The following is a 13,912-nucleotide window of genomic DNA, read 5'->3' on the forward strand; positions in this document are numbered from 1 at the left end:
TGGCAACCGCCGGGTGTGGCCTAGAGAACCTACGTAATAGTTATCGTCGTGGTAGCCGGTTGCTTGAGGAGTTTTTTGATTTTTTTTACTAGCACCGTGCCACCCCTTGTAATTCAAGGGCTTAGTCCGGCAAAAAGGCCTGATTTCATTGGTTTTTCTGGCGCCAAATAAAAAACGCCGATGATCGTTCGATCATCGGCGTCTTCATGCTTGAAGCGCGTGCAACCTATTTAAGCGTCACGGACGATAGAGAATCGCCGAGCCCCAGGACAGGCCCACACCAAATCCGCTGATTGCCACGCGTTTCCAGGTGGAGTCCATCGCGTGCTTTTCCAGCAGCAACGGAATGCTCGACGACACGGTGTTGCCGGTCTCGACCATGTCCTTGATGAATTTTTCCACTGGCGCATCTTCGAAACGCCGCGCCACGGCGTCGACAATCGCCGCACTGCCCTGGTGAATGCAGAAGGCATCGATGTCGTCGGCCTTGAGGTCCGACTCATCGAGCAGCGCGTGCAAGTGCGCCGGCACTTTGAGCAAGGCGAAGTTGAACACCTGGCGGCCATTCATGAAGAACACGCCGTCGCTGACTTTCAAGTGCGGTGCGCCGGAGCCGTCGGTGCCGAACTTGGCCTTGCCGAGCAACCACGAGGCATCTTCACCCATCCAGGTCGCGGTGGCGGCATCGCCGAACAGCATGGTGGTGTTGCGGTCTTCCGGGTCGACGATCTTCGAATACGGATCGGCGGTGATCAGCAGGCCGTTCTTCAGGCCGGTGGCCTCCATGAAGCCCTTCATCGCGTAGATGCCATAGACGTAGCCGGAGCAACCCAGGGAAAGGTCAAAGGCAGCGACGTGAGTCGGCAGGCCGAGCTTGTCCTGGACGATGGCGGCGGTGTGGGGCAAGCCCTCTTCGTCGCCGTTCTGGGTGACGACGATCAGCGCGTCGATGGACTCACGCTTCAACTGCGGGTTGTTGGCAAACAATGCATTGACCGCTTCGACACACAGGTCGGAGGTCTCCTGCCCAGCTTCCTTGCGCGGCAGGAATGCCGACCCGATCTTGCCAATGATGAACTCTTCATCCTTGGCGAATTTGGCACCCTGGGCGTAATTATCGATCCCGTCGGCCGGCACGTAACTGGCGATGCTTTTTATGCCAATCATTGTGGCTTCCCAATACTAAATAGCTGGAGAACACCCCTCGGACGACGCCTGGAGTGCTGACAATAAAGGGGATAACCCCATGACAATTTCGCTGAAAGCCGTCCCGCAAGGACCCTGTGACGACTTATCCTTTTCATACGATACAGTGAAGATGCGCTTTATGACTCACAGGTCACTCAATTTTGTGCGGTTTATGCAAAACCTTTGAACAATTGAGCCGTAAAAACGACAACGGCCCACCCTGTTTCCAGAGCGGGCCGCGGTGTTGTCACGCTGAAATCACATTTTGCTGAACAGGCTCAACTGGGAAATTTTAACGAAGGCCAGCTGTGAAGCCTGCAACATGGTCTGCTGCAGCGTCAGATTGATCGCCGCCTCTCCCATGTCGACGTTAGCCAGGTCACTCATGGTGCTGGTGTTGGCCAGACCGACGCTGGTGTTTTCGCCGGACTGAATATCCAGGGCGTTCCCCCGCGCACCGATGTCACCGCGCACGTTAGTGATCTGGGACATTGAGTTGGCCAAGTTGCTGATGGAGGCATCCAGCACGTCCTTGAGCTTGACCGTCGCCGCCGGATTACCGTCGGCCGGCAGCTCCAGCGCCTTGCGCAATTGGCCGAGGGTGTCCAGCGCATTCTGCGTTTTCTGGGTATTGGCACCGACGGAAAACTGATCGCCCGCTTGTGGCGTACCGCCGCTGATGTCAAACGTCACCCCGGCCGCCGTCAAGGTCGTACCGCCACCGGTATCACCGGTGGCAATGGTTTTGCTAGCGGCCGTGTAGGGCTGGGCGTACACCTCGTAGGCGGTCGCGCTGGTGAACTTGATCAGCGCCCCGCTGTTGCTCGGGAACGTGCTGGCATAGTCCGTCTGGTTGGACACGGTGGCACCGTTCAATTGCGCAGTAGACGTGTTGCTTGGCGTGCGCGAGATACTGAACGTATCCGGCTTGGCTTCCAGGCTGAACGAGCGATCCTTGACCAGCGCATCGGAGTTGGCGCCCGGGGCAACATCCCCGAGGCCCATGGTGATGTCGAACTTCACCCCACGCAGTGCCACGCTGGTGCTGCCTTCCTTGGTGGCATCGAAGGTGCCGTTACCCGCAATCTCCGAGGTCACGTCAGTGCCGTTCTTATCGGACACCTTGTATTGGGTGCTGCTGGTAAAGGTCAGCTTGTACGGCTGGCCGTCGGCGAACTTGTTGGAGTAGTCGGCGCTTGAAGTCACCAAGCCGGCCGACAGCGCAACCTTGTTGTCATTGACCGTCGGCGGCACCGTCTGAGGCACAGGGGCAAGCCATGTGGCCTGGGTGCGACTGGTGTTGGCGGCGCCCTCCAGAATGGTCTTGCCGGTATCACCGGCGCTGATCTTCAACGTATTGGAGACTTGCAGGGTCAGCGGCGTTTCATCGCCTTGATAACTGTAAGTGCCGTCATTGTTGCGGCTGTAGGGCGGGGTCTGGGTCTTGGAACCGGAAAACAAGTAGTTGCCGGAAGAGTCCTTGCTGTTGAGCATGCCCAGGACCTGATCCTCGATCGCCCCGACTTCACTGGCAATCGAGCGGCGATCGGCATCGCTGATCGAGCCGCCGGCACGCAGGGCCAACTGAGTGGCGCGCTGCAAGGCATCGTTGATCGAGCTGAGCACGCTTTCTTCGTTGGTCAGGGAGTTTTTCAGGCTGGTGATATTGCCATTGAACTGACCCAGCATGTCTTTCTGCTGTTGCAACAACAACAAACGGGCGGCCGCCACCGGATCATCCGCGGCGGTTTGCACACGCACACCGGAACTGGCCTGATCCTGGGCCTTCACCACACTGGAATAGTTATCCGAATACTTGGCGGAACTGGTTTCGAAATACTGCTGTGTAGAAATTCGCATCGTCCCAGACTCCCTTAAAGACTATTGATCAGCGTAGTGAAGGTTTCTTGCGCAGCCTTGATGATCTGCGACGACGCGGTGTAATACTGCTGGAACTTGATCATGTCGCCCGCCTCTTCATCCAGGTTGACCTGGGACACCGAGTTGCGTGCGTTTTTGTTGGCCGTCAACAACGCGCCGGTGGCCGTGGTGTCAGTAGTGGCCGAGGCGGCCTTGGCCCCCACGGTGGACACCAGGCGGCTGTTGGCCGCGACCAGGCTCACCCCGCCCCCGCTGCCATCGGCCAGACCGACCGAGGCCTTGGTCTGCAGATTGAGCAGTTCCTGGGCATTGCGGTTGTCCGACCTGCCGGAAGCATTGAAAGAGAACGTGGTGCTGTCGCCATCGGTCGGCGAGCCGCCGACGGTCGTATCGAAACCGAAGCTCGCGGCCGGTACGACGAGCGCACCACTGGCATCGCGCATCGGTACGTTGACGGTGATCTTGTTACCCTGGCCCGGCACAATCGTGCCGCTGCCTATCGAGTTGCCCTGAGCATCGTTGAGCGTGTAGGCCTGGGTACCGTCGGCTGCCGGCTTGCCGAAGACCATCTTCACCGGCATTGAGTGTTCAATCCCGGCGCGCAGTTGAGCGGTAGTCGCGCCGCCATGAATGTCGATCGGCAGCGTCAGGCTCGGTGGTGTGAAAGTGCCAGTCCCCTGATTGGTTTTACTGCTTTCGCCCAGTAAAGGCCCGGCAAACGCGATTTTATTGGAGTCCGTCATATCGGTGCCGATATTGGTGGCGCCAGTCGCGGTGGGGCTGACCTTGAAGCTATCGCCCGCCGCCATCGCCCCCTTGCCATCCAACGCCAAGGTGAACCCATCGATCACCGGCGGCGGCGTGGTGGTGACGTCGAACGCGCCCATGGCTTTGCCGTCGGAACGCACCACGGTGTAATTGTTGGCGCTGCTGAAGGTGACCTTATAGTCATAGGTCGACAGCTTGCTGGTATCGGCGATGCTCACATTCAGGTTGCCGGCACTGCTGTTACCAACGGCGCCCTGGCTGCGCTGGGCAATCGCTGTCGCGCTGTTGATGTCCTTGAACAGCGAGGTGCCGAAGTCGCCATTCAGGTCCAGGCCTTGGCCCAACTGATTGTTGACCGTATCGGCCGTCGCCAGGGCGATACGCCCCAGATCGTTGATGGCCGGCATCAGCGCATCACTGCGATAACGCAGCAACCCGCCGATGCTGCCGCCGGACAGCACGTTGCCCAGGTCCACAGAGGTCCCGCCGCCCACGTTCAACTCAATGGTGTACTGGCTGGTGTCGCTCTTGCTCGGCACGGCGGAAATGCTGTTGGACTGGTCGCCCAGCACCAGGGACTGGCCCGAGCCGGTGCTGACACTGAACACACCGTTCTTTTCACTGGTGGTCACCCCCACCAGCTCATTGAGCGAGCGCACGGCTTCATTACGCGCATCCAGCAAATTGGCCGGCGCGGTGTTGGTCGAGCCCTGGACCTGACTGATCTGCTTGTTGAGCGAGGCAATCGAGGAGGTCAACTGATTGACCTGATCACTCATGGTGCTCAACTGGCCGTTGATCGACTCTTTCTGCTGGTTCAACTGGGAGGAGATCGAGTTGAACCGGTTGCTCAGGGTCTGCGCGCTGGTCAGCAGCACCTGCCGGGCGGACGTGTCACTGGGGTTGGCGGCCGCGGTCTGCACCGCGGAGAAGAATGCACTGAGTACCGAGGACATGCCGGTGGTCTTGTCCGACAAGGTCTTGTCGACAGCACTGACCTGATCGGCATAAGCCTTGGCATCGCTGTTGAGCGACGTGCTGTTCTGGTAGGCCGCGTCCAGGAATTCGTTATAGACCCGGCGCACATCCGCCAACGTCGTGCCACTGCCGATGAACACACCGCCGTACTGGTTCGAAGCGCTGGCGCTCTGAGTGGTCTGCTGACGCGAGTAGCCTGCGGTATTGGCGTTGGCGATGTTGTTACTTAAGACCGACAACGATCCTTGAGCGGCGTTTAGCCCCGACATCCCGATATTGAGCAAACTCATGATTCAGACCTTATAAATGAGTGGTCGCGCCCGCGGCAGCGTAGTTCTGGTAGCTGTTCATCGTTTTGGCAATCTGCGAAATCTTGCTGGCGTAATCCGGATCGGTGGCATAGCCGGCTTTTTGCAACTCGCGCACAAACTGTTCCGGGTTGTCGGCTGACTTCACAACTTCTTTATAGCGATCATTGCTTTGCAACAACGTCACCAGGTCATGGAAGCTGTCCTGGTAGGAATCGTAGGAACGGAACTGCGCCGTTTCCTTGACCATCGCGCCATCGCGAAACTCGCTGGTGATCGCGCGGGCCTGGCCGCCCTGCCAGCTCTGGCCGGCCTTGATACCGAACAGGTTGTGGCTGCTGCTGCCGTCGTCGGCACGCATCACCGACTTGCCCCAACCGGTTTCCAGGGCGGCCTGGGCCACCAGGTACTTCGGATCGACACCAATACGCGCCGCGGCAGCCTTGGCCATCGGCAACATGGTGGCGACAAATTCGTCCTGGGAACTGAAGGCTTTCTTCGCCGGGGCCAACGGCGGCTGGGCCACGGCGCGGCCGTAGACCTGCATGCGGCCGCTGGGCACGGCAAAACTGCGTGCGCTGCTGTTGATCACGTTGTCATCGGCGACGCTGTTACGCAGTGGCGCGCGATTGGCATCGATCGCGACCGGCGCGCTCGGCACGATGCCGGCGAGCAGTCGATCGGTCAGTTTGCTCGGCAAGGCGAGGCGGCGCTGGTTCATCAGAGCCACGTCGTTGGTGTGAGCGCTGGCGCCTTCGGGGACAGCCACGCGGTAGGCCCACAGTGGGCGCTGGCCATTGGAGCGGCCCAGCGGCCCGGTCGCCTGGGTGCCGGCGGCGATTTCCGTCGGTACGTCGACTTTCTTCACCGGCTCAGCCGCCGCCGGGCCCTGCAAGGTGGCCGCCTGGGCGTCCACCGGCTTGTTCTTCTGCATCTGACGCATCAGCACGTCGGCCAGGCCGATACCACCGCCTTCGCGGGACATCGAGACAGCCAACTGCTGGTCGTACATTTCCTGGTACTGCTTGGCGGCCGGAGTGTTCAGCGGATTGTCCTTGCCCAGGGCGTCGGTGGCCGAGCGCATCGACTTGAGCATCTCGCTGAGGAACAGCGACTCGAACTCCTGCGCCACTTTGCGCATGTTGCCGTCGCTGTTCTTGTCGGCGCCGACCTTGAGCTGGTTAAGCCGGTTCAGGTCGGAATAAGACCCCGAGTCCGCCGTGCTGCTGATCCCGCTGTTGCGCATATCCATGGCCATGGCCTCAGATCACAATCAGGTCGGCTTGCAAGGCGCCGGCCTGTTTCAATGCTTCGAGGATCGCCATCAAGTCGCCGGGCGCCGCGCCCACCTGGTTCACCGCGCGGACAATCTCGTCCAGGGTGGTGCCGGGGCCGAACTTGAACATTGGCTTGGCTTCTTGCTGGGCGTTCACCCGCGAGCGCGGTACCACGGCGGTCTGGCCATTGGACAACGGCCCAGGCTGGCTGACGATCGGGTCTTCGGTAATGGTCACTGTCAGGCTGCCGTGGGTCACCGCGGCCGGCGACACTTTGACGTTCTGGCCGATCACGATAGTGCCGGTGCGCGAGTTGATAATGACTTTGGCCACTGCCTGGCCGGGGTCGACCTCGAGGTTTTCCAGGATCGACAGGTAATCCACGCGCTGGCTTGGGTCCAGCGGCGCAGTGACCCGGATCGAGCCGCCGTCGATGGCCTGGGCGACGCCAGGGCCGAGCATGTCGTTGATCTTGTCGACCACGCGCTTGGCGGTGGTGAAGTCGGAACGGTTGAGGTTCAGGGTCAGGCTGTTGCCCTGGTTGAAGCCGCTGGGCACGGTGCGTTCAACCGTGGCGCCGCCAGGGATGCGCCCGGCTGATGGCACGTTCACCGTAATCTTCGAACCGTCGCGGCCTTCAGCGTCAAACCCGCCCACCACCAGGTTGCCCTGGGCGATGGCGTAGACGTTGCCGTCAATACCTTTGAGCGGCGTCATCAACAGGGTGCCGCCGCGCAGGCTTTTCGAGTTACCGATGGACGACACGGTAATGTCCACCACCTGACCCGGCTTGGAGAACGCCGGCAAGTCGGCACTGATGGACACGGCCGCGACGTTTTTCAGTTGCACGGTGCCCGAGCCCGACGGCACCTTGATGCCGAACTGCGAGAGCATGTTGTTGAAGGTCTGCAGGGTGAACGGGGTCTGGGTGGTCTGGTCACCCGTACCGTTAAGCCCGACCACCAGGCCGTAGCCGATCAACTGGTTAGAACGCACGCCGGAAATGCTGGCGATGTCTTTCAGGCGTTCAGCCTGGGCGACTGCGCTCAGCGACAGCAACAGTGCCGCCGCCATCAGCTGTTTGAATTTCAAAGTGGCCACCTAGAAAGGGAACAGCGGGCTAAGGAAGAAACGGTCGAACCAGCCCGGCTGACTCGCATCAGCAAACGAACCCGTACCCGAGTAGGTAATGCGCGCATCGGCAATACGCGTCGAAGGCACCGTGTTGTCGGTGGCAATGTCATCGGCACGGACCATGCCGGCGATGCGTACCAGCTCGTCACCACTGTTGAGGGTCATCCACTTCTCACCGCGCACGGCGATGATGCCGTTGGGCAATACATCGGCCACCGTCACGGTGATCGAACCGGTCAGGCTGTTGTTCTGCCCAGCGGAGCTTTTGCCGTTGGTGGCGCGGTCACCGCTGTAGCCGGCGCTCAAACTCAAGTCGCCACTGCCCAAGGGGTTGTTGGTGTTCGGCACGGCACCAAACAACGAGGTCAGGCCAATACCGGTCTTGCTGGTCTTGCCCACCTGCGAGTTGGCGTTCTTGCTGGCCGTGGTCTTCTCGTTGAGGGTGATGGTGATGATGTCACCGACCCGGAACGCCTTGCGGTCGCCGTACAGGTTCTGTTCGAAACCGGCCTGGTAGATCGAGCCGTTATTGGCCGCCGCCGGCAGCGGTGTGCGTGGCAACACCGGCGCGTAGTACGGGTCATTGGGTTTTGGCGTCGGGGCGACACAGCCCGCGAGCACGGCAATCCCACTCAATGCCAGAACGGAAACATAGCGATTCATGACCCTAACCTCACGGTGTTGCAGGCGCCCTCAGGAGCGCCCCATAGACTTGATTACAGATTCTGCGTAACGAACGAAAGCATCTGGTCGGCGGTGGAAATCACCTTGGAGTTCATCTCGTAAGCGCGCTGAGTGGTGATCATGTTGACCATCTCTTCCACCGTGCTGACGTTGGAGGTTTCCAGGGTGCTTTGCAGCGTGGTGCCGAAGCCGTTCAAGCCCGGGGTGCCGATTTGCGGCGCGCCACTGGAGGCGGTTTCCAGGAACAGGTTGCCGCCGATGGCTTGCAGGCCGGCCGGGTTGATGAAGTCGGCGGTTTGCAGGTTGCCGATCACTTGCGACGCCGGGTTGCCCGCCACGGTGATGGACACGGTGCCATCGTTGCCGACGGTGAAGGTCTGGGCATTGGCCGGCACGATAATGGCCGGTTCCAGGGCGAAACCGTTGGACGTGACGATCTGGCCGTTGGAGTCCAGGTGGAAAGAACCATCACGAGAGTAGGACGTCGTTCCGTCTGGTTGCAGGATCTGGAAGAACCCTTTGCCGTTGATCGCCATATCCAGAGGCTGACCGGTTTGCTGCAGGTTACCGGCCGTGAAGTTCTTCTGGGTGCCGACGATCTTCACACCGGTACCCAATTGCAGGCCCGACGGCAGTTCGCTGTCCTGGGTCGACTGGGCGCCTGGCTGGCGCTTGATCTGATAGAGCAGGTCCTGGAACTCGGCGCGATCACGTTTGAAGCCCGTGGTCGAAACGTTCGCCAGGTTGTTGGAGATGGTGGTCAGGTTGGTGTCCTGGGCGGACAGACCTGTTTTGGCAACCCATAGAGCCGGAAGCATGCTGTTCTCCTTCGTGCGCCTGTTTGTTGGCGCTGCGCCGCAAAATTAGTATTCAGTGAAACCGCTATCAGCTCATCGCCAGAACGCGGGTCATGGCCTGGTCGTCTTCTTTAGCGCTGTTCATCATCTTGATGTGCAGCTCGAACTGCTTGGAAAGCGCCAGCACCGCGGTCATTTCTTCCACCGCATTGACGTTGCTCGCCTGCAGGAACCCCGAGGTCAGCTTGACGTTCGCGTCGGCCTGGGCCGGCTGGCCGTCCTTGGTGTGGATGGTGCCGTCCAGGCCTTTGGTCATGTTCTTGAGGTCGGGCTGGACCAGCTTGATCCGGTCCACTTCAGCCATCACCCGCGGGCCTTCACCCATTGCGCGGATGCTGACGGTGCCGTCGGCGCCTACTTCGATCTTCTGCTGCGGCGGCACGGCGATCGGACCACCGTTGCCCATGATCGGCATGCCATTGCCGGCCCGCAGCACGCCGAGCGCATCCACATTCATGCTGGCGCTGCGCACGTAGGCTTCGCTGCCATCGGGGGTTTGCACGGCCATCCAACCGTCACCGCTGACCGCCACATCGAGGTCACGACCGGTTTCGATCATGGCACCCGGAGAGAAGTCGGTGGCAGGCCGCTCGGTCATGGCAAACGCCCGCGCCGGAAAGCTGTCACCGAACACCGGCATCGAGCGCGCCTGCTCAAGGTCACGCTGGAAGCCGTTGGTGGAAATGTTCGCCAGATTGTTGGCATGGGCCTTCTGTGCCAGAGCATTCTGGCTGGCGCCGGTCATTGCCACGTAAAGGTACTTGTCCACGCTCTATCCTCTTTCTGACGGACGCTTGCCGCCCACCGCTGTACTGATGAGGCTTAAGCAATTTGCGAACCAACTTTCAAAAAGTGCAGAAAGCCCAGGCGGGGCAAGGGTTTGCGGCAAGACGTGAAAAAAGGCAGGCCCAGGCGGAGTCGAAAAAACGGCGGAGTTATGCCGCAGACGGCAACGCTTGGTGTCCCGCAGGCTTTTCCCGGCGCTCAAGCGCTACGCATGGGTGGAGCGCGGAGCACGCCGAACCGCTGAAACACTTGGCAAGCCACTGGGCACTTGCCCTCCCCGTTGGCCACCTCGAAACGATGGGGCCGAGGTTTTGTTGTCCGACCATTACAAGCGCCAAAAAAACCATATGCCTGACGGCCCCGTAAATGCGTGAGTACATATGTAGCTGGCTTGATTTTTATAAAACCCAGACAAAGCCAACTCCAAACAAGAATAGTCCGATAGCTTTTTACATTTACTGATCAAAACCCACTTGGCGTTCAAATACAGCACCCGTAACTTCGGTGCGTCGCAAAGCGGTCACGACTACTTCCCGATCACTCGCACCTTATCAACTTATTATTTTCCAAGGATACTGAAATGCCTGGTATTGATAATGCACCCCATACGCACATGACGACAACTTGGCAAAAACAATTTTCTTATAACGAAATTCTAGACCGGTTCGAGCCATTAAGCAGCCTATCGCCCGAACAACGGCGCGAGTTGGAGGTACGCCCGGAGCTGAATCCTAACAATAAAGAATACTGGGAAAGCCGAGCTGGGGAATACGATGCCGGGACACTGCCGCCCTGTTGCGACCTAGACCCGACGACCTCGGCGTTCCTGGAGCTGCTGGACAACATCCCCGGCAGGACCATCGAGACCGGCCTGGGCGTGTCCGCCAACGATGTACGCAGCGGCAAGTTTGGAGCGTTATCGCACAGCGCACTCAGGGAACTGGAAAAACTGGATAAGAACCAAAACTACCAATTGGTCTCTCGCGTTAAAGAGGAGAATGACTCAATAAGCGGATCATTGGCATGGTTCCCTGAAAACGGCGGCAGCCCCATTGAAATCGAAAGTTCTACAGAGGGGACGGTATTTCCGCCCAATGGCTCAGCGTTGCTTGAACATATCGACTTATCAATGCTTATACCCACCTATAACAACGAAGGGATTTCTGCCAACGAACTGAGATCCGGAAAGTACGGGCGTCTTCCCCCGGAGATCAATCAGAGCCTTGAAAAACTGCAGAACCATAAAGACTACGCACTGACCACACTCTTTTCCCCCCCACCCAATGAAGCGCCTTACATGGCCTGGGTTGAGAAAGAAACAGATGACACCGTGCTCATCCATCAAGATCCAAGCTACGCGATGTATTGACGCCGCCGTGTCACCCCTCGCAGAAAAACCCTGGACATGGCGCCTATCGAGCAGCGTGTTCAGGGGTTTTGCCCTCCTTGCCCAAACCATAATCCCGCAACTTGTTGGCAATCGTTGTATGGGAGACGCCCAAGCGCTTGCCCAACTGCCGACTGCTGGGATGTTCGGCATACAGACTTTCCAGCACGGCCTTTTCAAACCGGCCGACGATGGCTTCCAGGCCGCCCTCCAGAGAGAAATCGCCAAGCGGCTGACGCACGCCATAGTCCGGCAGACGAATGTGTTCAGCCTTGACCGTCCCGCCCTCACACAGCGACACCGCCTGGAACAGGACGTTTTCCAGCTGCCGTACATTGCCCGGCCAGTGGTAATGGCTGAGTCGCTCCATGGCCGCCGAAGCCAGTTTGGGCAACGGGCAGCCGATCTGCCGGCTGGCTTGATCGAGGAAGTGTTCCACCAGCGGCGCCAGGCCATCGAGGCATTCGCGCAGCGGCGGGATATGCAGCGACAGCACGTTCAGGCGGTGATAAAGGTCCTGACGGAATTCGCCCCGCGCGCAGAGTTCCGAGAGGTCCACCTGGGTTGCGCAGATCACCCGCACATCCAGGTACACCTCTTCATCGCTGCCGACTCGGCGAAAGCAACCGTCCTGCAGGAACCGCAGCAACTTCACTTGCAGGCGCGCGCTCATTTCCCCGACGCCATCAAGAAATAGCGTACCGCCCGCCGTCAGCTCCAGCAGCCCCAGCTTGCCCTCGGCCCGTGCCCCTTCAAAAGCGCCGGGGCCGTAGCCGAACAGCTCGGTCTCGGCCATCGACTCCGGCAAGCCGGCACAATTGAGCGCCATCAACGGCGATTGGCCACGAGGGCTGGCCAAGTGACAGGCGCGGGCAAGCAGCTCCTTGCCGGTGCCGGTTTCGCCTTCTATTAGTAGCGGCGCATCCAGCGGCGCCATGCGTCGGGCCTCACGGACCACGGCAGCCATGACCTTGGAACTCTGGAAGATGCTGTCGAAGCCACGCAGCTCCTGCTTGCGCACATTGTAGATGCGCTCACCGACGCGGTCGGCACGGTGCAGGGTCAACACTGCGCCGGCCATGGCTTCGCTGTCGTCGTGTTCGGCGGATTGCAGCGGCGCGATGTCCGCCAGGAATACGTCACCCTTGACCTTGACCCGCAGGCCATTGATCCGCGATTTGCTCGCGCGCACCAGTTCCGGCAAGTCGAAATCCTCGGCGTAACGCGACAGCGGGATGCCCGGCACCTCGTCCACCCGCACCCCGAGCAACTGCGCGGCCGCGCGGTTAGCGGCGACGATCGAGCCGCCCATGTCGATGGACAGCACCGGAAACTCCAGGGCCCCGAGCAACGCATTGAGCTCCATATGCCGACGTTCGCTGGGCATGAGCCCCACACGCTTTACGCCAAACACCCCGGCAATCGCCTCGAACTGCGGGCGCAACGCCTGGAATTGCATGTTCACCAGATTCGGACAGAACAGGTAGATGGCATTGCCATGCTCACCGCCGACCTCGCCCTTGGCGACGTTGACGCCGTACTCCACCAACAGGTTGAGAATGTCCCGCAGGATGCCGATGCGGTTCTGGCAATGCACTTTGATACGCATGAAAAGGCCCGAAGAAGGGTAGGCGCCGCGTCTTTTTGTCGCTGGGCGCAGATAGTCGTCAAGATTATGTGACAGTCAGCCGTCTTTTCACAGCCCGACGCATCAATGAACGGCCAATCCGTAACGAATACTTTACGAATATCGGTAAACTTTCCTACAGCACCCTTGCGTAGGCCGCTGGAATCTCACCCCAATCGGGTTATCAATACGTACATCGCAGGACATAACAAGAACGAATGCCTAGCAGGAGAGCCGTATGAAGCAGACGCACTACGTGGCCCGCGAGCCCGATGCGCAAGGTTTTATCCACTACCCGCCGGAAGAACACGCGGTGTGGAACACCCTGATCACACGCCAGTTGAAGGTGATCGAGGGCCGGGCCTGCCAGGAATACCTGGACGGCATCGACAAGCTCGGCCTGCCCCTGGACCGCATCCCGCAACTGAGCGAAATCAACACGGTGCTGGCCGATACCACCGGCTGGCAAGTCGCCCGCGTGCCGGCGCTGATCCCCTTCCAGACGTTCTTTGAATTACTCGCCAACAAGCAGTTTCCGGTGGCGACTTTTATTCGCACCCGTGAAGAACTGGACTACCTGCAAGAGCCGGATATTTTTCACGAGATCTTCGGCCACTGCCCGCTGCTGACCAATCCCTGGTTCGCCGAATTCACCCACACCTACGGCAAGCTCGGCCTCGCGGCCACCAAAGAGCAGCGCGTGTACCTGGCGCGCCTGTACTGGATGACCATCGAGTTTGGCCTGGTGGATACGCCCGCAGGCCGGCGCATCTACGGTGGCGGTATTTTGTCGTCGCCCAAGGAAACGGTGTACAGCCTGTCGTCCGAACCCGAGCACCAGGCCTTCGACCCGCTGGAGGCGATGCGTACACCGTATCGCATCGACATCCTGCAACCGCTATATTTTGTCTTGCCCGAGCTCAAGCGCCTGTTCGATGTCGCCCAGGAAGACATCATGGGCATGGTCGAGCGCGGCATGCAGTTGGGTCTGCACGCACCGAAGTTCCCACCCAAACCCAAAGCGGCGTGAACCGTAG

The 13,912-nt window shown here is 59.8% G+C and carries 11 protein-coding genes; 2 read left to right on the forward strand and 9 right to left on the reverse strand.

Annotated elements, in window-relative coordinates; genetic code table 11:
• Positions 1 to 237: 237 nt before the first annotated feature.
• The 8 genes from JN756_RS23370 to JN756_RS23405 form a co-directional block, all read right to left on the reverse strand.
• Positions 238 to 1,167 (reverse strand): ketoacyl-ACP synthase III, encoded by a 930-nt coding sequence (locus tag JN756_RS23370; protein ID WP_057003862.1) that lies wholly within the window; start codon positions 1,165 to 1,167, stop codon positions 238 to 240.
• A 279-nt stretch (positions 1,168 to 1,446) separates the two neighbouring features.
• Complete coding sequence (locus JN756_RS23375) at positions 1,447 to 3,048, reverse strand: flagellar hook-associated protein 3 (RefSeq protein WP_128192332.1); 1,602 nt, start codon at positions 3,046 to 3,048, stop codon at positions 1,447 to 1,449.
• A 14-nt stretch (positions 3,049 to 3,062) separates the two neighbouring features.
• The gene (flgK, locus tag JN756_RS23380) at positions 3,063 to 5,105 is read right to left on the reverse strand and encodes a flagellar hook-associated protein FlgK (protein WP_057003860.1); all 2,043 of its coding nucleotides are present in this window, start codon (positions 5,103 to 5,105) and stop codon (positions 3,063 to 3,065) included.
• A 10-nt stretch (positions 5,106 to 5,115) separates the two neighbouring features.
• Positions 5,116 to 6,381 carry a flagellar assembly peptidoglycan hydrolase FlgJ gene (gene flgJ, locus JN756_RS23385; protein WP_046382509.1) on the reverse strand — a complete coding sequence of 422 codons (1,266 nt, stop codon included), beginning with the start codon at positions 6,379 to 6,381 and terminating at the stop codon, positions 5,116 to 5,118.
• Between the two features lie 4 nt (positions 6,382 to 6,385).
• The gene (locus tag JN756_RS23390) at positions 6,386 to 7,474 is read right to left on the reverse strand and encodes a flagellar basal body P-ring protein FlgI (protein ID WP_164887039.1); all 1,089 of its coding nucleotides are present in this window, start codon (positions 7,472 to 7,474) and stop codon (positions 6,386 to 6,388) included.
• Between the two features lie 27 nt (positions 7,475 to 7,501).
• Positions 7,502 to 8,197, reverse strand: a complete 696-nt coding sequence (gene flgH, locus JN756_RS23395) for a flagellar basal body L-ring protein FlgH (RefSeq protein WP_046382507.1) — start codon at positions 8,195 to 8,197, stop codon at positions 7,502 to 7,504.
• A 53-nt stretch (positions 8,198 to 8,250) separates the two neighbouring features.
• Positions 8,251 to 9,036: a flagellar basal-body rod protein FlgG gene (gene flgG / locus JN756_RS23400; RefSeq protein ID WP_046382506.1), complete on the reverse strand. Its 786-nt coding sequence runs from the start codon at positions 9,034 to 9,036 to the stop codon at positions 8,251 to 8,253.
• 67 nt (positions 9,037 to 9,103) lie between these two features.
• A complete protein-coding gene (locus tag JN756_RS23405; protein WP_046382505.1) occupies positions 9,104 to 9,844 on the reverse strand; it encodes a flagellar basal body rod protein FlgF in 741 nt (246 codons plus the stop codon).
• 597 nt (positions 9,845 to 10,441) lie between these two features.
• Here JN756_RS23405 and JN756_RS23410 point away from each other — a divergent pair.
• Positions 10,442 to 11,230 (forward strand): hypothetical protein, encoded by a 789-nt coding sequence (locus JN756_RS23410; protein WP_046382504.1) that lies wholly within the window; start codon positions 10,442 to 10,444, stop codon positions 11,228 to 11,230.
• A 43-nt stretch (positions 11,231 to 11,273) separates the two neighbouring features.
• Here JN756_RS23410 and JN756_RS23415 read toward each other — a convergent pair whose 3' ends face one another.
• Positions 11,274 to 12,857, reverse strand: a complete 1,584-nt coding sequence (locus JN756_RS23415) for a sigma-54-dependent phenylalanine hydroxylase transcriptional regulator PhhR (protein ID WP_017845359.1) — start codon at positions 12,855 to 12,857, stop codon at positions 11,274 to 11,276.
• 256 nt (positions 12,858 to 13,113) lie between these two features.
• Here JN756_RS23415 and phhA point away from each other — a divergent pair, with 256 nt between their 5' ends.
• Entirely contained in the window at positions 13,114 to 13,905 is a 792-nt protein-coding gene (gene phhA, locus JN756_RS23420; RefSeq protein WP_177030441.1) for a phenylalanine 4-monooxygenase, read from the forward strand.
• Positions 13,906 to 13,912: the final 7 nt, after the last annotated feature.

Source organism: Pseudomonas sp. Y39-6 (assembly GCF_023651955.1).
GTDB lineage: Bacteria > Pseudomonadota > Gammaproteobacteria > Pseudomonadales > Pseudomonadaceae > Aquipseudomonas > Aquipseudomonas veronii.

Bases quoted from the DNA above. Each gene is read 5' to 3' on its own strand.
- JN756_RS23370 (WP_057003862.1), bottom strand. From the start codon at position 1,167: ATGATTGGCATAAAAAGCATCGCCAGTTACGTGCCGGCCGACGGGATC.
- JN756_RS23375 (WP_128192332.1), bottom strand. From the start codon at position 3,048: ATGCGAATTTCTACACAGCAGTATTTCGAAACCAGTTCCGCCAAGTAT.
- flgK (WP_057003860.1), bottom strand. From the start codon at position 5,105: ATGAGTTTGCTCAATATCGGGATGTCGGGGCTAAACGCCGCTCAAGGA.
- flgJ (WP_046382509.1), bottom strand. From the start codon at position 6,381: ATGGCCATGGATATGCGCAACAGCGGGATCAGCAGCACGGCGGACTCG.
- JN756_RS23390 (WP_164887039.1), bottom strand. From the start codon at position 7,474: ATGGCGGCGGCACTGTTGCTGTCGCTGAGCGCAGTCGCCCAGGCTGAA.
- flgH (WP_046382507.1), bottom strand. From the start codon at position 8,197: ATGAATCGCTATGTTTCCGTTCTGGCATTGAGTGGGATTGCCGTGCTC.
- flgG (WP_046382506.1), bottom strand. From the start codon at position 9,036: ATGCTTCCGGCTCTATGGGTTGCCAAAACAGGTCTGTCCGCCCAGGAC.
- JN756_RS23410 (WP_046382504.1), top strand. From the start codon at position 10,442: ATGCCTGGTATTGATAATGCACCCCATACGCACATGACGACAACTTGG.
- JN756_RS23415 (WP_017845359.1), bottom strand. From the start codon at position 12,857: ATGCGTATCAAAGTGCATTGCCAGAACCGCATCGGCATCCTGCGGGAC.
- phhA (WP_177030441.1), top strand. From the start codon at position 13,114: ATGAAGCAGACGCACTACGTGGCCCGCGAGCCCGATGCGCAAGGTTTT.